This is a genomic window from Vibrio sp. (assembly GCF_048266485.1).
Classification (GTDB): domain Bacteria; phylum Pseudomonadota; class Gammaproteobacteria; order Enterobacterales; family Vibrionaceae; genus Vibrio.
Genome location: NZ_JBLWZK010000001.1, coordinates 1 through 21563 on the forward strand (window position 1 = coordinate 1; position 21563 = coordinate 21563).

General features: G+C 40.3%; 19 protein-coding genes and 1 tRNA gene. 9 read left to right on the plus strand and 11 right to left on the minus strand.

The genetic code is table 11. From position 1 onward, the window contains the following. Positions 1-174 precede the first annotated feature (174 nt). Positions 175-1119 (minus strand): ChaN family lipoprotein, encoded by a 945-nt coding sequence (locus ACN0T8_RS00005; protein WP_417878652.1) that lies wholly within the window; start codon positions 1117-1119, stop codon positions 175-177. Between the two features lie 212 nt (positions 1120-1331). On the opposite strand from ACN0T8_RS00005, the gene ACN0T8_RS00010 reads away from it, so the two are divergent. Then, positions 1332-2081 (plus strand): endonuclease, encoded by a 750-nt coding sequence (locus ACN0T8_RS00010; protein WP_417878653.1) that lies wholly within the window; start codon positions 1332-1334, stop codon positions 2079-2081. Positions 2082-2099: 18 nt separating this feature from the next. On the opposite strand, the gene rlmA is transcribed toward ACN0T8_RS00010, so the two are convergent. Beyond that, a complete protein-coding gene (rlmA, locus tag ACN0T8_RS00015; protein WP_417878654.1) occupies positions 2100-2930 on the minus strand; it encodes a 23S rRNA (guanine(745)-N(1))-methyltransferase in 831 nt (276 codons plus the stop codon). A 550-nt stretch (positions 2931-3480) separates the two neighbouring features. Further along, complete coding sequence (locus tag ACN0T8_RS00020) at positions 3481-3876, minus strand: PaaI family thioesterase (RefSeq protein ID WP_417878655.1); 396 nt, start codon at positions 3874-3876, stop codon at positions 3481-3483. Positions 3877-3936: 60 nt separating this feature from the next. Here ACN0T8_RS00020 and ACN0T8_RS00025 point away from each other — a divergent pair, with 60 nt between their 5' ends. Further along, entirely contained in the window at positions 3937-4218 is a 282-nt protein-coding gene (locus ACN0T8_RS00025; protein WP_417878656.1) for a DUF134 domain-containing protein, read from the plus strand. 7 nt (positions 4219-4225) lie between these two features. Here ACN0T8_RS00025 and nqrM read toward each other — a convergent pair whose 3' ends face one another. The 4 genes from nqrM to gap all read right to left on the minus strand — a co-directional run bounded on the left by nqrM (position 4226) and on the right by gap (position 7291). Further along, a complete protein-coding gene (gene nqrM / locus ACN0T8_RS00030) occupies positions 4226-4432 on the minus strand; it encodes a (Na+)-NQR maturation NqrM (RefSeq protein WP_417878657.1) in 207 nt (68 codons plus the stop codon). 2 nt (positions 4433-4434) lie between these two features. Continuing rightward, positions 4435-4950, minus strand: coding sequence for a NifB/NifX family molybdenum-iron cluster-binding protein (locus tag ACN0T8_RS00035; protein ID WP_417878658.1), 516 nt, complete (start codon positions 4948-4950; stop codon positions 4435-4437). Between the two features lie 301 nt (positions 4951-5251). After that, complete coding sequence (locus ACN0T8_RS00040; RefSeq protein ID WP_417878659.1) at positions 5252-6136, minus strand: D-hexose-6-phosphate mutarotase; 885 nt, start codon at positions 6134-6136, stop codon at positions 5252-5254. A gap of 159 nt (positions 6137-6295) precedes the next feature. Beyond that, entirely contained in the window at positions 6296-7291 is a 996-nt protein-coding gene (gap, locus tag ACN0T8_RS00045; protein ID WP_089122609.1) for a type I glyceraldehyde-3-phosphate dehydrogenase, read from the minus strand. A 538-nt stretch (positions 7292-7829) separates the two neighbouring features. Between gap and msrB the strand changes: the two genes are divergently transcribed. Both msrB and ACN0T8_RS00055 read left to right on the plus strand, forming a co-directional pair. Further along, the gene (msrB, locus tag ACN0T8_RS00050; RefSeq protein WP_417878660.1) at positions 7830-8213 is read left to right on the plus strand and encodes a peptide-methionine (R)-S-oxide reductase MsrB; all 384 of its coding nucleotides are present in this window, start codon (positions 7830-7832) and stop codon (positions 8211-8213) included. A 74-nt stretch (positions 8214-8287) separates the two neighbouring features. Beyond that, positions 8288-8569 (plus strand): YeaC family protein, encoded by a 282-nt coding sequence (locus ACN0T8_RS00055; RefSeq protein ID WP_417878661.1) that lies wholly within the window; start codon positions 8288-8290, stop codon positions 8567-8569. A gap of 101 nt (positions 8570-8670) precedes the next feature. On the opposite strand, the gene ansA is transcribed toward ACN0T8_RS00055, so the two are convergent. Both ansA and sppA read right to left on the minus strand, forming a co-directional pair. Then, entirely contained in the window at positions 8671-9684 is a 1014-nt protein-coding gene (ansA, locus tag ACN0T8_RS00060; RefSeq protein WP_417878662.1) for an asparaginase, read from the minus strand. Positions 9685-9852: 168 nt separating this feature from the next. After that, positions 9853-11712 (minus strand): signal peptide peptidase SppA, encoded by a 1860-nt coding sequence (gene sppA / locus ACN0T8_RS00065; protein WP_417878663.1) that lies wholly within the window; start codon positions 11710-11712, stop codon positions 9853-9855. Positions 11713-12000: 288 nt separating this feature from the next. Here sppA and ACN0T8_RS00070 point away from each other — a divergent pair, with 288 nt between their 5' ends. From ACN0T8_RS00070 to ACN0T8_RS00090, 5 genes are all read left to right on the plus strand, one after another. After that, entirely contained in the window at positions 12001-14004 is a 2004-nt protein-coding gene (locus ACN0T8_RS00070) for an FAD-dependent oxidoreductase (RefSeq protein ID WP_417878664.1), read from the plus strand. Positions 14005-14113: 109 nt separating this feature from the next. Next, entirely contained in the window at positions 14114-14662 is a 549-nt protein-coding gene (locus ACN0T8_RS00075; protein WP_417878665.1) for an NAD(P)H nitroreductase, read from the plus strand. Between the two features lie 100 nt (positions 14663-14762). Continuing rightward, complete coding sequence (locus ACN0T8_RS00080; RefSeq protein WP_417879458.1) at positions 14763-16730, plus strand: DNA topoisomerase III; 1968 nt, start codon at positions 14763-14765, stop codon at positions 16728-16730. 70 nt (positions 16731-16800) lie between these two features. Then, positions 16801-17781 carry a glycosyl transferase family protein gene (locus tag ACN0T8_RS00085; protein ID WP_417878666.1) on the plus strand — a complete coding sequence of 327 codons (981 nt, stop codon included), beginning with the start codon at positions 16801-16803 and terminating at the stop codon, positions 17779-17781. A 106-nt stretch (positions 17782-17887) separates the two neighbouring features. Continuing rightward, entirely contained in the window at positions 17888-19339 is a 1452-nt protein-coding gene (locus ACN0T8_RS00090) for an MDR family MFS transporter (protein WP_417878667.1), read from the plus strand. Between the two features lie 140 nt (positions 19340-19479). On the opposite strand, the gene ACN0T8_RS00095 is transcribed toward ACN0T8_RS00090, so the two are convergent. Together ACN0T8_RS00095 and ACN0T8_RS00100 are read right to left on the minus strand one after the other, a co-directional pair. Continuing rightward, positions 19480-19570: transfer RNA gene (locus ACN0T8_RS00095), tRNA-Ser, on the minus strand. Between the two features lie 146 nt (positions 19571-19716). Beyond that, positions 19717-21534, minus strand: coding sequence for a DUF3413 domain-containing protein (locus tag ACN0T8_RS00100; protein WP_417878668.1), 1818 nt, complete (start codon positions 21532-21534; stop codon positions 19717-19719). Positions 21535-21563 lie beyond the last annotated feature (29 nt).

Below are 21563 nucleotides of genomic sequence, written 5' to 3' on the forward strand. Positions count from 1 at the left end.
TGATGGGATAGTTGAGAATTTTTGGATGATTTTCTCAGGTTTTGGTTAGAGAAAGGGCTTTTTGTTGAGAAAGTCATGAACCCATTGGTATTGTTGGTCTCTCTCATGATTCATAAAAACAAAAATTAATTCTTGTGAATATTGAACCATCCCAACCGTAAATAAATGGATTAATTAATTGCATTCATAGTGTTCTTTTCTCTTAGATAACTCTTTATAAGCGGCGAATTGATTAGATTGTTGAACGTAACGTTTTGGAAGTGTGGTCACTTGCAATAAATAGTCATTGCCATTTGGGATTAACTCAAAGACAGGGGTGATAATGATGACCTTTAAACTTGAGTTGAGTTCCTTGATTTGAGTCGCTATACCTAGTCCACTTTCAGTATGAAATTTTCCTGCAATATGCACAATTTTTGTATCGGGGTGCTGAGATATATAATCTACAATACTCTCGGCCATGGTTGCATCCCAAGTTAGTTGAGACGCATATAAATTTTCATGTTTATTGGGCTGACCATGGTGCATGGATGCCATAAACTTTTGCTTATATTCTGAATCACGCGTATCTAAATTTTTAGCCACATATTGTCGCTGATCTGGCTCTAACCTCCCTAAATAATCTAAACCTTCTTTTGCGATACATTGAACTATGGGTTTTGGTGCATTGGCAGCAATAACATCCAACTGGTTTGTTTTTGCGATTTCAACCAATGGGCGATAATCACTTTCATAATTCGGCCAAGCTTTTGCTTGTTGTATGAGTGTTTGTTCACCAATTTGGTCGGTTAAGTACTTATTGAGAATCGGCTGGGCATCACGACTAAATTGCTCCATAGAAAGAGCTATACGTGTTTGCTTTTGAAGAAGGGTATGTAAAAAATCTGCCTGAAAGTGATGTACACCAGAATGAGTATGCCATTCACCGATTAAAATTACGTCAGCATTAGTGAACTCTTGTTGCCATTCAGACAAAGGTAGAGGAGAGAGAGTTGCATTGTATAACTGATAATCATAAAAGTGGGAAATAGGCTTTGTATTAGAGGTCATACTGCAACCACTTAATAACAATATAATGATAATGAATTTAAAATGAAGGAATGGTGAATGCTGGATCATAAATTGCCTATATCTAGTACTATTTTTGCCAATAATACCAGATAAATACAAATGAGAACTGTTTTTATTTGGTTTTTTTTAATGGATTCTCTCAAAACTTGGATCATCACAATCTAGTCTTTTACTATTTTTTTCTGATAAATTTGTTAATAAAAGTATTAGAAAAGTATTAAAAGGCACGTAAAATAGAGACTTCAATTAGGAAGTCTCAAATGAAAAAATGGCCATTAATAGCGTGTGTGTTGTTTTCGTCGGTATTGTTTACTAATGGAGTTTCCGCAACCCAGAACACGCAAATAGATTCGTTTTCAAAAGCAAAACGATTGCTGATGAAAAATGTTTATAACAAGACAGAGATGCGTAAAACAGTCTACTGTGACGCTAAATTTGATGAAAAAAAGCAAGTAACACTGCCTCAAGGATTTAATGACTCCTTGTATACTTCACGCTCTAAGCGAGTTGAATTCGAACATATCGTACCTGCTGAAAACTTTGGCCGTGCATTTAAAGAGTGGCGAGAAGGGGATGGCCAATGCGTGAGTAGCAAAGGTAAGCCGTATAAAGGCCGTAAATGTGCAGAAAAAGTAAACCATGAATATCGATTAATGCAGGCTGATGGCTATAACCTATTTGCCGCAATCGGCAGTGTTAACGCATACCGTTCTAATTATAATTTTCAGATGATGTCTGGCACCCAAAGTGATTTTGGATCGTGCGATTTTCATGTTGAAGATAGAAAAGCTCAACCACCACAACAAGCACGTGGTTTAATCGCTCGTACTTATTTATATTTTGATATGACTTACTCACAGTTTCGTTTAAGTAAGCAACAAAAGCAGCTATTTACCGCTTGGGATAAGCAATATCCGGTGAGTGTGTTTGAATGTCAGAAAGCGAAAATAGTAAAAAGTTATCAGCACAACAGTAACCCTATATTAGAAGAGCGTTGTGCTGCTTTGTAGGCCTAAACGTTACTGATATTAGTCATCTTTTTTGCGATAAACTCGTAAAATAAAATCTGCTTCACAATCAAACTGTGGGGCATTTTGTAATTGTACTTTTATTTCTTCTGAAGCCTTCCAAGCAAACGGCGTCATCTGGAGTAAATCTTCCGCTTCACTACCTATCATTGCCATTTCATAATGCAGCTTTTGTTCTTCTAGTAGCGCAAAGCCTGCAATATTCTCTGGTGACTCATCATGTAATCTCACGTCTTGATAAACCAGTTCTCGCAACTGATATAAATGGCGAGCAGCAGGGGTAACCGTAATAACTAGCCCATGCTCTGTAGTCGTTCGTTGCAGTTCTTGATGATCACATGGCGCGTAGATACGTAAAATGGCATCGAGTGAGTGATCTGCAAAGGGTAATCGATGGCTAGAGGCAACACAAAATTGCATCGTTTGATGGTTGTAACGTTTTGCTGCGTAGCGAATGGCAACTTTAGAAATATCTAATCCATAACAAGTAGTTGCTGAGTTTTGTTTCTGAAGCTGTTGTGCTATGTAGTGAGTGTAATAACCTTCGCCACAACCTATGTCTAGTAATTGGTGAGAAGTCTTGACTAGGTGCTTTTTGCACAATTCAGCTACTGCTTCACGCATCGGGTGGTATTGCTCAGATGCTAAAAAGCGACGTCTGGCTTGCATCATTTCTGCATTATCACCCGGTTGCTTAGAGCGTTTATGCTGTACCGGCATTAGATTAACGTAGCCTTCTTTCGCACGATCAAACTGATGATTATGAGTGCAAGTAAACCCATTTTGAGTAGCGTTTAAAGTGTGATGGCAAAGAGGGCATTGATAGGTCATACAGGGTCATTCTTGTTAGTCATTTGAATGTGGAGTATGGCATGGAGTATAAAACCAAAAAAGGGGACTAGATTAAAAAAGTTCCGCTATCTGGTGTCGAAGCTCTAGCACTATGCTGATGTATTTTGACTATTCTTTCAAAGCTCATGCTATATTCAGATGTATTATATACTCAAGTGACTTCAAAACGCAGAATTCAGAGCTATCTTCCAAACTTTAAAGCAAGGAAGATTGGCGAAGGAATGTAGGCACCTTTCAAGTCAATATGACGCTACTATCTCTTATAAAAAAGAAGGGGCTTGAATGAAGCTCCTAAAGGGTATTTAAAGCTTGTTTTATTCTTACTGACATTGGCATATTGAAGTTACTTGGATATAAATGCTATCAGTGTTCTTCAGCACTTGAAGTCGCTTTGTCGCCAATTATTAGTTAGCATTATTCTCTACATAGTATAGGTATAAGGTTATAGTTTATTTTTGTCGAAACAACTTATAACGCTTTACCATGATACTCAAAAAGTAATGACGAAAGCTCAAAAGGCCTTAAGAGTTTACATGAATTTTGCTTCAGCCTTTGAGACGCATAGCCCATCAGAAAAGATACGGCTTTGCATAAAATAGATACCTCGCTTGCTCTTTATACAATGAGCTTTAACCTCAATGAGTGAATTCAAAGAAATTGGTTTGATGAAGCGGACATCCAGTTTGGCGGTCATTGCGCAAACATCGTGAGCAAACAGACAATGTGTCATGGCTGCATCGTGTAAAGCGGCAATCGCACCGCCCTGCATGACACCGTTATAGCCTTGTACTTTTTCTGTGGGTACAATTTTGCCTATAACTCCTCCATCAGCCATAAGATCAAATTCGAGGGTATGGTCATTATTGAAGAAAGGCTTGGAACAAACGGCACATTGTTGATGATTGTTGGGGATAGTGATGGACATAAATTACTACTCGTGTAAAAAAGGCGACAAGCCTAGGCCATAATTACGGAGGAAACCAAAATGGCTAGACCAAAAAAAGAGCGAAACATTTGCCAAAGGGCACCATATGAGTGTTTTAAACCTAATGGTGTGCCAATTTCTCAACTCGATAAAGTTGAATTGTTAGATGAGGAATTCGAGGCGTTGCGTTTAGCTGACCTCGAAGATCTCAGTCAAGCTGCAGCAGCAGCTAGTATGGGGGTGTCTAGGCAGACGTTTGGTAATATCGTGAAATGCGCTAGAGCCAAAGTTGCGCAAAGCTTAGTACATGGTCAAGCACTCATGTTGAATCGAGAATCATAGACATAGCCTAAAAAGTAGAGTTTTTCGGTTCTTGAATTTGGTAAAGTACACGAGCATGATCATCACATATGTCTATGCAGTTACACTCTCTTTCTATATCGATCCTAGTAAGTCCACCACAACTGCCTTGTATGGTTTGGCGATTTAGCATTACACCTACTGCCATTAGAGCTGTAACAGCCAAAAATATGGTAAAGCTGATTAAGTAGGTCATTGTTACTTCTCTGGTTGGTCCGTTGATTTGAATACTTTCGTTAAGTGTTTGAGCGCTTGTGGTGAAAGCTTATTATTCAAATCGCATTGTCCAGGAACTTTGTCTCCACTAAATACTTCTCGAAGATCAATTGTAGATGCGTGTGTCGAACTTTCTCTCGAGTAATTCGCTTTATTTTTCCTATGCGATTGGCGAGCAAATGCCATTTCAGTCACTGGCGTTAAGCGGCTATCGTCAAAGTCATCCAAACAGAATCCACGTGGTGCGCTCAAGACCTTTACATTGAGCTTAAACAGTGCACTTAGCATATTTGAGCCAATTGAACGAACAACAACGGCATCTACTCGATTATCTTCTATCACTTTACGCCATAAGTGTTTATGACCACAACACGGCGATGATTTAGGTAATTCAAAGATTCGTTTGGAATTAGTTTGGCTATTCCACAACATAATCTGAGGGGCCATTGAAAAGTGATTAAAAAGAGAGGTTTCTCTGCATGGGATGGCAAATAACATAGTATTCTCCTTTACCTGACCATTTACACTAATATATAAATGATATTGGCATATGACAATAACCTTTTATGAAAAATAAGGATCCATAACCGAACTACTGTAGGAGCAACTTCATCAAGATACTCCAAACTTGCACTGCCAAACGACATCAACGAGATATGCTCAATTAGTAAAAAATTACGCCAGTATGATATTGCTGGCGTTTATTATGATGTGGCTACCGATGTATTGTTGAGTAAAATAGATACAGCAAAAATCAACAGATCCTGGTTCTATTCATTTTAAGTTTTCAATTGCTAAATTAGTTCTTTAAGCCAATTTGAGTACTTAACTGATAGCTTTCACCTGGTTGTAGTGTGTAGCCATCTTCAAGTGTTTCAGCATATAAAGTTGACTCTACGCACACCATATTGGTATAAGCATCATCTTTCATATCTGCCATGCTTTGTGCAAGTTCCCACGGGTTCCAGATGACAGCAGCATTATCACCTTGGTTTTCTACACGGATAGTACGTTGATTTTGAGGATCTGAAATACACACTTGCTTGGTTGGATGGGTGTAAACACGGTCGACACCTGAAGAGATAGTAAGTATATCTCCACCTAAGCAAACTTTTCCATCTTGTAATTTATCGATGTAATGCTCACCCATACCAATGATTTGAGTGTCTAAAATATTGGCAATGTTGAAATAGCTGTGCAGCGCACCAGAAAATGTCCATGCATGATCATCGGTATTTTTAATATCCAGAGTGACTTTAAGTTGCTCTGATACTTCTACATTAAGAAAGGCGGTAAATTGATGAGGCCAAATCGCCAATGTTTCTTTAGAAGGGCAAAGACCGAGTTTTAATATTACGCCTTGTTCATTTTCACAATGATCAACCAGTTCCCATTCTGATGTGCGACAAAAACCATGTGCAGGTTTAGCAATGCGAGCAAACCATGGCCAACAAACAGGAATGCCGCCACGTAGAGGCGTTTTTCCATCAAAAACGGCATCTTCACTAGTCCAAATTAACTCTTCTGAATTCAGCGGTTTAAATGAAATAATATGACTACCAAATAAAGAAATTGCCGCTTCTGCTTTGGCATGTTGAATTCGGATGATTTTTGCTTGGTCTTTTTGGACTACAGTGACACAGTCAGAGAGAGTACTGATGATAGGTAAATGGGTTAGATTCATGAATCCGGTCCTCGTAACTAGGGTTTCGTTTCTCGAATGGGTAGTTAACACAGCTCGAGATACGAGCTTTCGATATTCCGAGCAACGTAAAATCAAAAAAGGCGACACAATGGTCGCCTTTTATTTAGCTTATCTTCAAATGAAGATCTTGCTTAATGCTTACTTAGAGATGTGAGCGATTAAATCAAGAACTTTGTTTGAGTAGCCGATTTCGTTGTCGTACCAAGATACAACTTTAACGAATTTGTCGTTAAGTGCGATACCAGCAGCTGCATCGAATACAGACGTGTTAGTTTCGCCGATGAAATCTTGAGAAACAACAGCATCTTCAGTGTAGCCAAGAACGCCAGCTAGTTCACCTTCAGAAGCGCGCTTCATTTCAGCACAGATTTCTTCGTAAGTTGCTGCGTTTGCTAGGTTAACAGTTAGGTCAACTACAGAAACGTTAGCTGTTGGTACACGGAAAGCCATACCAGTTAGTTTGCCTTGTACTTCAGGAAGTACAACACCTACTGCTTTAGCAGCACCAGTTGAAGATGGGATGATGTTTTGAGAAGCACCACGACCACCACGCCAGTCTTTCGCAGAAGGACCATCTACAGTTTTTTGAGTTGCTGTAGTTGCGTGAACAGTAGTCATAAGACCAGACTCAATGCCCCACTTGTCGTTAAGAACTTTAGCGATAGGCGCTAGGCAGTTAGTAGTACAAGATGCGTTAGAAACGATATCTTGACCAGCGTAAGTGTCGAAGTTTACGCCGTTAACGAACATTGGAGTTGCGTCTTTAGAAGGACCTGTAAGAACAACTTTCTTAGCACCAGCTGTGATGTGCTTACGTGCAGTTTCGTCAGTTAAGAAAAGACCAGTTGCTTCAGCTACAACGTCAACGTTGATTTCGTTCCACTTAAGATCTTCTGGGTTACGTTCAGCGGTAACACGTACAGTTTTACCGTTAACGATAAGGTTACCGTCTTTTACTTCAACAGTACCGTTGAAACGACCGTGAGTTGAATCGTACTTAAGCATGTATGCCATGTACTCTACGTCGATAAGGTCGTTGATACCAACAACTTCGATGTTGTCACGCTCAACAGAAGCACGGAAAACAAAACGTCCAATACGGCCAAAACCGTTAATACCTACTTTGATAGTCATTGTAGTTGCTCCACAACTTAATTTTAGATTAAAGATAACTGGTAGTAAAATTACAGAAACTAATCACATACTGCAAGGCATAATCGGTATTTACTTGTTTAAAATCAAAAAAAATAGTTACTTTCTTTCTGAATTATCCTAAGTCGATTAATTCATGCCCAGCATGTATGTTTCTGATTTCATTATATCAAACCCCATAAGTAAGAGATTAAATTAGCGTAGGGAAAAGCTTGATAACAAGGCATAAAATTTCTGTTAGCAGGTTACTACATACAAATTTTATAGCACAGTTAGCGAGCATTTTAACAAGCTAAGATGATTAATTACTTGTTGGAATTGGTATGACTACCAATTTGGAAACATTGAGACTATGAACCATAGTTTCCTGTGATTCAAGTCACTATTTTAAACTGTGGGAAAGTATGTGCCACATCATGGGTCATTGGCAAGTTTTTGTTCAAAACAATCAATGGTAAAGTAGGGTAATAATTTTGCTTTAATAATGGTTGACTTTGCAGTGCATAATAATGAGGTCGTTGTGAAAAAGACGGATAAAGAATGGGAAACATCTCTAACAGAAGAACAATATAGAGTCTGTCGCCTTGGGGGAACGGAAGCACCATACTCAGGTACATTGCTTCATAATAAAGAAACGGGTATTTATCAATGTACTTGTTGCCAAGCCGATTTATTTGCCTCAGATGATAAATTCGACTCTGGTTGTGGCTGGCCAAGTTTTGATAAACCGATCTCAAAAAACGTAATTAAATATTTAGAAGATCATAGCCATGGAATGATTCGAACTGAAATCCGTTGTGCGCAATGTGATAGTCATTTAGGACATGTATTTTTAGATGGTCCTCAAGAAACAACCGGTCAGCGTTTTTGTGTGAATTCGGTGTCGTTAGTTTTTAATCGTTAACTTGGGTATATTTCCACATTAATTAAGCGAAGGCAGTGGATATGTTGTCGCTATAATTCGAAAGGGATAAGAATATGAATGTAGAACAATTGCTGAATGCGATGACACCGGAAGTGTTCGAGCGTTTAAATTATGCCATTGAAACGGGTCGCTGGTTAGATGGCTCGCCCATTACCAAAGAACAGCGTGATTCATGTATGCAAGCGGTGATGCTGTATCAGTCAAAGCACAACCATGATTCCCAACATATGTCGGTTGCTGCGGGCGGTGAAGTGACGTTCAAATCGAAAGCTGAACTTAAAAAGCAGTTTTTAGAAGTAGAAGAAGATATCTTGCGAGTGAAGGTGGAGAATTAGAATATCATCCTAGTTTTGAAAGAGCCGGAGCTCGTTTCTCGGGCGCTTTGCTTCTCGTTGCTCGAATTATCTTTTCCGAGCAACGAGAATCCGAATAACGCTTATAAACTCATCTCACCGCGCAATACTTGCTTCATTTGAGATTTAACTTCTTCGTAGCTTAGCTCTTTACTCAACAGGTAGTGTAGTTTCGCTAGGGCTGCTTCATGCGTCATATCATAACCACTAATTACACCTGCTTCTGCTAAAGATACACCGGTCGCGTAACCATCCATATTTACTTTACCAGTTAAACACTGAGTTAGGTTAACTACAATCACACCACGTTCTGACGCTTCTTTTAAATGGCTAAGCATTTCTTTGTTTTGCGGGGCGTTACCCACACCGAAGGTCAGTAAGATCATTGCATTGACGGGTTGACGCAATGTGTTGCGAATCACTTCATGCGAAATCCCAGGGTACATGGTAATCACGCCAATCGGTTGTGGTGTGATGGTGTGAACTCGAAATTCACCTTTTGGTTTTTTATCAATTAAGTCTGGATTGCTGACTTGAATGTTGATCCCAGCTTCAAGTAGATGAGGCATATTAGGTGATGTGAAAGCATTGAAGCCATCAGCACGCGATTTAGTACTACGGTTACCGCGCATCAATTGGTTATTAAAAAATAACGTCACTTCATTGATTGGATAGTTTGCTGCAATGTGTAGGGCATTTAATAAGTTGGCCTGACCGTCTGAACGCAGCTCTGCTAATGGAATTTGAGAACCGGTGACAATGACTGGCTTGCCAAGGTTTTCAAACATGAAAGATAAAGCAGAAGCCGTGTAGGCCATGGTATCGGTGCCGTGCAGAATTACGAAACCATCGTATTTGTCATAGTTGGCTTTAATGTCATCAGCGATATGCTGCCAGTCATTTGGCGTCATATCCGAAGAATCCATTAGCGGAGAATATTCATGTACGGTAAAAAGTGGCATTTCTTCACGGTGGAACTCAGGCATTGCTTGTAGCTGTTGAGTCATGAAACCATCGGCAGGAATATAGCCATGAGAAGAACGCTTCATGCCGATCGTGCCGCCAGTGTAGGCAATGTAGATATGTTTTCTAGTCATAATTTTAGGATATCGTTTGTAGGAACAGACAGGTGGCGGATTATAGCGATAATTAACGGCATACCCAAGCGACTTCCATTGGTCGAGAATTAGAAATTGTATATAGAGAAATGAAAAAACCAGCGATAGGTCACGCTGGTTTTTGATTGGTGACTACTTTGAACGTCGTTAGTTAGCTTGGCAAGTTAAACAAAACGAATAGTAACCTTTAGGATCGTTTAAGCTATTTAGCAGATCGGCACTTTGTGTCATTTGCGCTGCCGCTGGTTTGAGTGAATCTGGTAGCCATTTGTTTAATGGGTTACCGATTGATGCATCCATTGAGTTAAACAGATCTTGCAACATTTGCTGTGTTGGCGTTAGTGGCTTATCTACCCACGTTAATTCATAGCTATCAATCTTCGCCAGTTTTGCCGCTTCATTGATCGCATCATCGAAATCACCAAGTTGGTCCACTAAACCATATTTCATTGCATCTTGACCTGTCCATACTCGACCTTGAGCGATTTTATCGACATCGGCAACTTTAATACCGCGGTTCTTACCGACGAGTGAAATAAAGCGATGATAACCATGTTCAATTCCCATTTGCATGGCTTCAGAAGCGCCTTTCGATAGACCATTGGTTAGGCCAACACCCGAGAATGGACTTGTGCCGATACCATCTGTATTAACGCCAAGTTTACTTAACCCTTTTTCAAAGGTAGTGATAATGCCAAAAATACCAATGGAACCGGTAAGGGTAGTCGGCTGGGCAATGATTTTATCTGCGCTCATTGAAATCCAGTAACCGCCAGAAGCGGCAAGACTGGACATAGAAACCACCACTGGTTTACCCGCTTGCTTTAACGCTTCTATTTCATTACGAATAATCTCAGAGGCAAAGGCACTGCCACCTGGGCTGTCTACACGTAATACTACCGCTTTAATATTATCGTCTAGGCGAGCTTGTCGTAATAGGTGCGCCATGGAATCTCCACCAACACTGCCTTCAGGTTGGTCGCCATCTAGAATGGTGCCGCTTGCGACCACGACTGCAACTTTATCTGCAGTTGTGACGATAGGCTGTGTAACTTTCTCTTTATAGCGATAATAACTAATACCGTTATAGCCATTTTTCTCTGTGCCACCGAATTTAGAACGCATAAATCTCATGGCTTGTTGGCGAGTCATCAATTGATCGACTAAGCCGACTTGTTTCGACAGTTTCGCTAAATCACCATCAACACTTTTCATCTTCGCCAAAAACTCATCCATGCTTGGAGTGATGGTTTTAGCATCGATTTTTCTATTGTGAGAAACATCATCAATATAAGCACCCCATAATTGGGTCAACCATGCGGTTGCTGATTCTTTGGCTGCCGGAGACATATCATTACGAATGAAAGGTTCTACCGCCGATTTGTAAGTTCCTACGCGGAAAACATGAGTGGTAACATCCAGTTTTTCTAATAGATCTTTATAATAAAGCGTATAAGCGCCATAGCCTTTAAGCAGAACCGCACCGTCTGGAGAAAGGAACACTTTATCGGCATAGCTTGCTAGGTAATATTGGCTTTGATTGTAAAAATCACCATAAGCATAAATAGGCTTACCAGTTGCTTTGAATTCACCAATTGCTTTAGCGATATACCTAAGCTTGGTGAGATTGGTTTCTGGCATTTGTTTTAGGTTCAACACTAAACCAGACACAGAATGGTCCGCAGCGGCAAAGCGAATGGTCGAAACGATATCGTAGAGTACATTCTCTTTTGGTAAATCTTTATCAAACAAGGTGCCTGATAAGGAATCAAAAGGGTTAACGTAAGAACGTTGTTCGACAATCGGCCCTTCTAAATTGAGTACCAATGCTTCTTTTTTAGGCGTGTCTGCTTGCTCTGAAGTTGGATCTTGTTGTGGGAAAAAAGAGAAGTAGGCAAGAATCAAAACACCAATAAATAAAAGGTTGAGTAAGGCAACACGTAGGAAGGAGATAAACTTCCATAAGCCTTTAAAGAGCGCGGCAATAAAGCAAAATAGTTTTTTCATATTTCTGTCCGGTTAAACATGATCAATAACTTATCGGAGCAATGTACCATAAGCGGAACTAAGAGTGTTGTCTCATCATTTGTTAAACACAAGATTCATCTAAAATTTTTCTGAACATCTTCCGTTTTTTCGTAACCACATCTTAAAGTTACTTGAGGGAGACTTTAAAAAATAAGATGTGGAAAATTGAGCTAGGTTGCAAAAATGTAAACAGATGTTTGAATGCTAGTGTTAGAAGCTATACCGTGGTCGGACCATATAATAATAAATAGACTCATAGGTGAGATCATGTACCCACATTTATTAGCGCCACTCGACCTTGGATTTACTCAATTACGCAATCGTGTGTTAATGGGCTCAATGCATACAGGATTAGAAGAAGAGCGTGGTGAGCTAAAAAAACTTGCGGCCTTTTATGAGGAACGTGCAAAAGGTGGTGTGGGTTTAATTGTAACAGGTGGATTCTCGCCAAATTTAAGAGGTCGATTGGCACCATTTAGTGCTCAATTAAGTACGTCTTCTCATGCTAAAAAACACCGTGTTGTTACCGAAGCGGTTCATAAGCATGGCGGTAAAATCGCGCTACAAATTCTCCATGCTGGCCGTTATGCAATGCACCCATTCTCACAAAGTGCTACCGCTACTCGTGCGCCAATCTCCAAATTTACTCCGAGTAAAATGAGTGCCAGGCAAATTCGCAATACCATTGATGACTTTGCCAATACGGCCTATTTGGCGCAAACCGCTGGCTATGATGGTGTCGAAATCATGGGGTCTGAAGGCTATTTGATCAATCAGTTCATTTGCCAGAGAACAAACCAACGAGGTGATGAATGGGGCGGCAGTTATCAAAACCGTATTCGTTTCGCTTTGGAAATTGTGAAATCTATTCGAGAAAAAATCGGTAGTGAATTCATTATCATCTTTCGGTTATCCATGCTGGATTTAGTTGAACAAGGCAGTACGTTTGATGAAGTCATAGAGCTTGCTAAGGCATTAGAACAAGCGGGCGTTACTTTAATTAATACCGGCATTGGCTGGCATGAAGCTCGTATACCAACCATTGCAACTCAGGTACCTCGCGCAGCATTTAGTTGGGTGACTGAAAAAGTTAAACCGCATTTATCGATTCCAGTGATCACTTGTAATCGTATTAATACCCCAGAAGTAGCAGAGAATATTTTATCTCAAGGACATGCTGATATGGTATCGATGGCACGTCCTTTCTTAGCCGATCCAGACTTTGTGAATAAAGCTGCTGAGCAAAAATCCAAGCTGATTAACACCTGTATCGGTTGTAACCAAGCTTGTCTTGATAATATTTTCAAAGGAAAGACGGCGAGCTGTCTAGTTAACCCAAGAGCTTGCCATGAAACTGAAATGCCAATTATATCGACCGCAACCAAAAAGCGTGTCGCGGTTATTGGTGCAGGGCCTGCCGGTTTAGCATGTGCAACGATTGCTGCAGAACGTGGCCATCAAGTGGATTTATTTGAGAAAAATGATCGAATTGGTGGGCAGTTCCGTTTGGCGATGCAAATTCCCGGCAAAGAAGAGTTCCGTGAAACGATTCGCTATTTTGCCAACCGAATAGAAGAAACCGGAGTGAACTTAAAGCTCGATACAGAAGTTAATTTTGATGATATTTCAGACTACGATGAAGTGGTTATAGCTTCTGGCGTGAAACCAAGAGTGCTGGATTTAGAAGGGATGAAAGATAATCAAAAAGTTATCGATTACCAAACTTTGATCCGTGAAAAAACGGCACTAGGCGATAAGGTGGCGATTATTGGTGCTGGTGGTATTGGCGTGGATGTCGCGAGTATGATCACTGAGCCAGATCAACATAGTATTAGCGATTGGTTGGATGATTGGGGGATTGATCAGAATCTCAAAATGGCAGGTGGTTTAATGCCATTACCAGAAAGCTTTAGTGATAAAGAAGTGTGGTTAATGCAACGTCGTCAAGGTCGTGTTGGCAAGGGGCCAGGGAAAACCACAGGTTGGATCCACCGTGCTACGTTGCAGAAACGTGGTGTTAACCTGATGGGGGGCGTTGCCTATCAAAAAGTCAGCGAACAGGGCTTGCACATTACGCTAAATGAAAAAGAAACCTTACTTGATGTAGATAATATTATTGTTTGCGCAGGCCAAGTATCGGTTCGCCCGTTTGAAGATAAGTGGCAATCACTCAATGGTAAATTACATGTCATTGGTGGCGCAGACGTTGCAGGTGAATTAGATGCGGTACGCGCGATTCGTCAGGGCACTAAGGTTGCGATGTCATTATGATCTAGGCTTTTTTCCTACATGAATTGTTGAAATTGTAATGAGAATCATAGCCAAGTCATGACGATTTGATTATGATTCTCATTCTTTATATCAGGCCGTAGGGATAGTTATGCAAGCATTGGATTTATTATTAGAGCGCCGTTCAATTGCTAATCTCGTAGAACCTGCACCGGAAGGGAAAGCGTTAGAAAACATTATTAAAGCAGGGCTGAGAGCGCCGGATCATGGCAACCTGACACCTTGGCGTTTTGTGATTGCTCAAGGTGAAGGTTTACGTAAATTAGCCGATATTCTGGTTCATGCTGCTGAAGTGAATCAAAGCTCTGATGCGGTGATTGAAAAATTAAAGAAAGCACCATTTCGTGCCCCTATGGTGATCACTGTGATCGCGAAAGTGAAAGAGCATGAAAAAGTGCCAGCGTTAGAACAATATTTATCGGCAGGTTGCGCCGCACAAGCAATGCAAATGGCTGCAATTGCACAAGGCTTTCAAGGGTTTTGGCGCTCGGGCGAATGGATGTTCCACCAAGAAGTTCATCAAGCATTTGGTTTAGAAGGTGAGGATCAAATCGTTGGTTTTTTATACTTAGGTACGCCAGGTTGCTCTGCGATGAAAGTGCCAGAGCGCAACATTGGTGATTATGTTTCATACCTATAAACGCACCGTACGTTAAATACTGTATAAATTAACAGTTTTGGGTTGATTTTTAAGGGCGACATTCGATAATGTGGCCCTTTGTTTTTGGTGATACGGAAAAATTGTGCGTTTATTTATTGCGGAAAAACCAAGTCTAGGGCGAGCGATAGCCTCAGCGTTACCTAAACCTCATAAAAATGAGCAAGGTTATATTCGCTGCGGCAATGGTGATCTTGTCACTTGGTGTATTGGTCACCTGCTCGAACAAGTTGAGCCGGATGCTTACGATGACCGTTATAAAAAATGGAACCTTGCCGATTTACCGATAATTCCTGAACAGTGGCAGCTGCGTCCTCGTGCAGCGGCTAAAAAACAACTCTCGGTTATCAAACAACTCTTTAAGCAAAAGCCTGATTTAGTCAATGCGGGCGATCCGGATCGAGAAGGGCAATTACTGGTGGATGAAGTCATCGACTACCTCAAAGCCAGCAAAGCACAAAAACAAACCGCGCAACGCCTATTAGTTAATGATTTAAACTTGCCCGCGGTAAAACGCGCACTAACTCAAATGCGTTCTAACCAAGAATTCATTCCACTTTCCATTTCGGCTTTGGCTCGCTCTCGTGCTGATTGGCTATATGGCATGAACATGTCCCGCGCTTATACCTTACTTGGGCAAAAAGCTGGCTATCAAGGTGTATTATCGGTTGGTCGAGTACAAACGCCAGTCTTGGGTTTAGTGGTACGTCGAGATGAAGAAATAGAGAGCTTTATTCCACGAGATTACTTCTCTCTACATGCTTTAATTCCATATCAAAATGGAGCAGATTCATTTGATATTCGCGCTAAGTGGAAGCCAAGTGAAGCGATTAAACCTTGGCAAGATGAAGAGGGTAGAGTGCTTAATCGTAAGTTGGTCGAAAATGTTGCTGAACGAATAAAAGATCAGCCAGCAACCGTCAAGAACTCTGAGCAAAAACAAACCAAACAAGCGCCACCCTTGCCTTATTCATTATCCGCATTGCAAATTGATGCCGCTCGTCGCTTTCAAATGAGTGCACAAGATGTATTGAATGTGTGTCAGTCTTTATATGAAAAGTACAAACTGATCACCTATCCACGTTCCGATAGCCGATACTTACCGAAAGAGCATTTTACCCAAGCTCCAGCGGTAACAAGTGCGATTAGTCAAAATGATAAGCAGTTGGTAAGTGCCGTCGATAATGCGGACTTAACCCTTAAATCTAAAGCATGGAATGACAGTAAAGTGGATGCTCACCACGCGATTATTCCGACGCCGAAAAAGATGTCGAGCAATGGCTTATCTGGGCATGAAGCGAAAATCTACCAGTTAATCGCAAGGCAATATTTAATGCAGTTTTATCCTGCCGCTGTCTACGCTGAATCAAAATTAGAGTTTGATATTGCTGGTGGTTTATTTATCGCAAAAGGTCGAGTGCTCGTCTCCGCTGGGTGGAAAAGCTTACTGCCTGCGGGGAAAGTGCTTCAAGTTGAAGAAGATGAGGCCGATCCAGTGCCTGCATTACAACAAGGTGAAATACTCACTTGTCGTGAAGGTGAGATAAAGGATCATAAAACCGAGCCGCCTCGTCATTTTACTGAATCAACATTATTACAAGCAATGACTGGGATAGCTCGTTTTGTCGCCGATAAAAACTTAAAGAAAATACTGCGTGAAACGGATGGCCTAGGAACGGAAGCCACACGAGCTGGCATATTAGATACCTTATTTAAAAGGCAGTTGTTAGTACGTCAAGGACGAAATATTCTAAGTAGTGAAGCGGGTAGAGGGTTAGTTCATGCTTTGCCAATTGAATCGACTTATCCTGATATGACTGCCCATTGGGAGCACCAACTACAAGCGATGGCTGAAAAACAGCAATCTTATGCGCCTTTTATGCAAAATTTAGAGCAGCAGATCAGCACGATTATCAATAAAGTTCAAAACTCTGGCGTGCCATCTTCATTGCGAGATTTACCACAAGTCGAGCGGAAACCATTCAAAAAGCGTAGTTTTAGAAAATCCCCCACAAAGAAAGCGGCCGTGAAAAAGCCAAGCGGGAAGTAAAGCGTTCTGATATAACTATTGTTAATAATGATTGGTATTAAATGATTGAGTATAAGTAACAAGGATGGATATGAGTATTATTTTAGAATGCATTCGCACCGTTGGACGTGGAGAGCGCGGTCGAAAACCACTTTCAGAGCAACAAGCTTTTGATGTAATGGAGGCATATTTAGCCAGTAAGGAAACTGGCGATGATTCGGTAGGTGATGATCAAATGGCAATGCTATTGATGTTGATCCGTGTGCAGAATGAAACTAATGAAGAAATTGCTGGTTTTGTGAAAGCATTTCAATCACGCATGCCATCGTTAGACGCTGATATTGACTGGCCTTGTTATGCTGGTAAACGTAAAAACGAAGAAGGCACAGGCTTACCTTGGCATGGTTTAGCTGCAAAAATATTGTCGCTTAACGGTTATAAAGTATTACTACATGGTTACAAAGATGATGCAAGCGGCCGTGTGCATATTCAAGATTACTTATCTCAATTAGGCATTTCTCAGGCTGATGACCTTGAGCAAGCTCAATTCTTCCTACAACAAAATAATATTACCTATCTTTCATTAGATACCTTTGCACCGATTGCTAAATCCATGATGAGTTGGAAAAACCGTTATGGTTTACGTACACCAATTAATACCGTCGTTCGTGCGTTAAATCCGGGGGCTGCTCGTATTGGTGTAAGAGGAAGTTTTCATCCAGGCTTTCAACAATTGCATGCTGAAATCGATCAGAAAATTGATCGTAAAAGTTTATCGGTAGTCTCTTATAAAGGCCAAAATGGTGAATCTGAATATAACCCTAAGGTTAGTCAAACTGTATGGGTTAGTGATGAAAAGGGCGTGAGTGAACATTATTGGTCTGCTAATGTGAACAATGACTTACCGCTATTACAGAATAACCCGTTTGATGTATCAGATAAGAATATGCACCAACTAATGAGCAATGCTGTAGTGACTAGTATGGCAGCCGCGTTATTTGCAGAAAACAAAGACTATGCATCATCTTATGTTACTGCTTGCCGATTCTGGCAGTCATATTGTGAAAATTAACTGTTTGTTGTAAAGGTTTATCAGTTTATTGGCATCGGCAATTAATTATCGAACAATCGTTGAATGCTTATTCAAACTTTAATGCAAAAGATCCTATTCAATACTTATGCCTAATCTTAATGCTGCAACTCAATTTTCGACTCAAGAAGTCAATAAAAAAGATTTCATTCGAATTTTTACTATCGTGTTTTTACCTATGTTTTTGGCCGCGATAGATCAAACTTTACTTGCCGCTGCAACTCCAGCCATCGCTCGTGATCTTGGTGGTATTCAAACTGCCTCTTGGATCGCGATAGGTTATCTATTAGCTGGTGCTTCCTCAGTACCTATTCATGGTTGGTTAGGCGATTTATATGGTCGACGCAATGTCCTTATTGTTGCCTTAATCATCTTTTCTATTGGTTCTGTTGTAGCGGCATTAGCGCCATCAATGGGAATACTCATTGCTGGACGGGTGATCCAAGGTATAGGCGGTGGTGGTTTGATGAGCTTATCGCAAGCCTTAATTGGTGAATTAGTTCCCCCACGGCAACGGGCTAAATTCCAAGGCTATTTTGCTTCCATGTTTGCACTGGCAAGTGTGTCAGGTCCTGTAGTCGGTGGATTGGTGGTCAATTATTTCAGTTGGCATTGGCTCTTTTGGGCAAACTTACCGATTGTGATATTTGCTATCTATAAATTATTGGCTTTAGAGTCACCAAAATTAGTTAAATCAACACGTAAAGTCGATTGGTGGGGTTTATTACTGTTTCCAACCACAACAACTATTATCATTTACTGGTTATCCTCAGGAGGTCATGAGTTTGCTTGGCAGTCAGTGACCAGTATTCAGTTATTAATTTCAATGGCAATTCTGTCTGTAGTATTTATCTTCCAACAATCTAGAACGCAAGATTCATTTTTACCATTGGCCTTATTAGCTCGTAGAGAAATTCATATTCCATTATTGTCATCATTCTTATTCGCGGCGTGTATGTTCGCTTTAGTTTTCTTTTTGCCAATTTATTTACAATTAGGATTAGAGGCGAATGCGGCTATGTCAGGGCTATTATTATTGCCATTAACAGCTGGTATTATCACAGGTTCCTACATTACAGGCAAAACCATCGCAAAAACTGGTGTTCCAAAGTGGATGCCGGTTATTGGGATGTCGATAACCACGTGTGGATTCTTATTGTTAGGTTTATTAGAGCCCTCAAAATATATGACAGGCATATTTGGGTTAATTTGTGGTTTAGGTCTAGGGACAGTGATGCCATCGACACAAGTGTTGATTCAAACAGTAGGTGGAAAGCCAAACTTAGGGCGTGTTACCGCAATGGCAAGTTTATGTCGCTCATTAGGCGCATCAGTGGGGACCGCTTTATTTGGTACATTAATTTATTCGTTAATCCCAGGCTTTACGGCAGATAGCACTATTACCGATTTAATGACAGGCCCAAAAGATATTATTATTGAAGCGTTCCAAACGGGCTATTTAGTCGCGGCTGCAATTGCATTTATTACAGTAATGAATGCTGCAAGAGCACCGAAAATCCATTTAGATGATTATTCGTAAGTTGGTTAACTGTCTAAGAGGTAAACAGCAGATGTTAAAAAGCCTGACTCCGGTAGAATACCGAAACCAGGCCTCAGAAGCCGCATAACAGAAATGTCCAACTTTAAGGGGGCACTTCAAAGTAGCGGGCTTTCTTAATGTGGCGGAGGGATAGGGATTTGAACCCTAGAAGAGCTATTAACTCTTGCCGGTTTTCAAGACCGGTGCTTTCGACCACTCAGCCATCCCTCCGAATTGCGATAAATAATATATACAGCTTAAATTTTTGTAAACCCTTAATTTTAATTATTTGTCTGGTTTTTAAGCAAATAAGCGGGGTTAAAATTTAAATATAAAAAAGGAAGCCGAAGCTCCCTTAATTTGTGTTGTTTTAGTGATTAGTCACTTTGACGATAGAAGCGTTTCAGCTCTGAAAGTCCTTGTAATACGATGGAAAGTTTAGGTTTTGCATTGTTATTACGTTGGTAGTTTTTATCGTATACCTTGTAGTTACCAAACTCATCAACCACCGTGGTTGTCTCATTAGTGATTAAAGCAATATTATCTCTATCACCAGCTAGGATCCATGGACGAGATGAGGCATTAAATAAATTTTTGCCACTACCGTAGTCATACGGATTAGAGGATGACTGGAAAAGATCTTGCATTATAGTCGCGGAGAAATCTAAGTGGCTGGTTTTATGTTGATACAGTTCAGGAGCTTTACCCGGCCAATGAATCACCATAGGTACTTGTAACTGGTAACGGCTAAAGTTGCTGTTTGAGCCCCAGCTATTGTTTTTGGTCTCATTAAACTCAGTACCATGATTTGACGTGATTACCACGATGGTATTGTTTAGCAATTTCTTGCTTTCTAACTGAGTGAGAATCTTATTCACTTTCTTGTCAGCAGAAAACGAGGCTGATTTATATTGTGCAATTAACTTTTCAAAAGGAGCTTTTGAGTCAGTTTTAAATCGAGGTAAAACATTTGGAGTATCTTCAAATTGTTCTACTTCTGAAAGCTCAATATAACTGAACCAAGGTTGATTTGGTGATTGGTTTATCCATTGAGTCCATTCTGAAACTGCACTCTGATCTGGGCTGTTCTGGCTTTGCTCATAATTTGCAGTATCAATAGGTGCAAAAATTTCATCATAAAATGCTGTGTCACTAAATCGTTGACTGCCAAATGCCGCCATAGAGTAGTCGCGATCATTCATAGTTGAAATGAATAAAGGTGGAGTGTCTTGTGATTTTATGCTAGCAGAGTAACTGCTTGGTAAACCATAGAATAATCCAAATACACCATAGGTGTTATTGCTTGCACTGTAATGGTTAATAAAGTTCTGATTGTTTTTCGCAAACTGATATGTCATCGGCATGACTTCTTTTGTCAGCATATCACTGCGTAAGTTATCAACCATTATCATCAAGACATTGTACTTTTTACCACGACCATCAAATTTAAGTGGTTCAAGAGGGTAGTTAACCACTTCACTTGCTTCACCATTTTGCTCTAGGCGTTCAAGATATTCATCTTTATCCAATAAGCCATGCTTTTCCATGAAAGATTTTGCTGTCATTGGATAAGACAATGGGAAGTTGGCTTTTTGGCTAGTAATTGGATTATAGAAAAAGGCATCTGCCCAGATATAAACCAAGTGACTACTTACAAAACATAAGAAGAAAACAATGGTTGCAGGTTTGCCAATACGCTTGCGCGATAATTGACGCTGCTTTTTCCAAATCCACTCTGAAATGGCTATTTGTAGCAGGAAAATAACGGGTACTGCTGCAAAGAGATATTGCCACTCTGCATTGAATGAGGTTTTTTCTTTGCTAAGTAATAATTCCCAAACGACAGGATTTAAATGTAGATGTAGTCGTTCATAAGCTTGAGTATCTAACAAAAGTAAAGTCAAGCAGATGGTTGAAAAACATACACTTAATAAACGTAATAACTTTCGAGAAGGTATAATGAAGGTGAGCGGAAATAAAATAAGAATATAAAGGGCGAACACTAGAAAGCTAAAGTGGCCTACCCAAGATACAATGAGGTAGGCTTGCCCCAGTAAAGTCTCCGGCCAAGGTGATTGAGCGACAAAGCTCGTACCAATTAGCATGGCCAAGATGATATTAAAGAAGGCGAACCAGTGTCCCCAGCTTACCAGTCGAGAGACGCGCTCTCCGTATGAATTTTCGCTATCAACCATTTAAAATATCGTTCTAACTCAATTTGGTT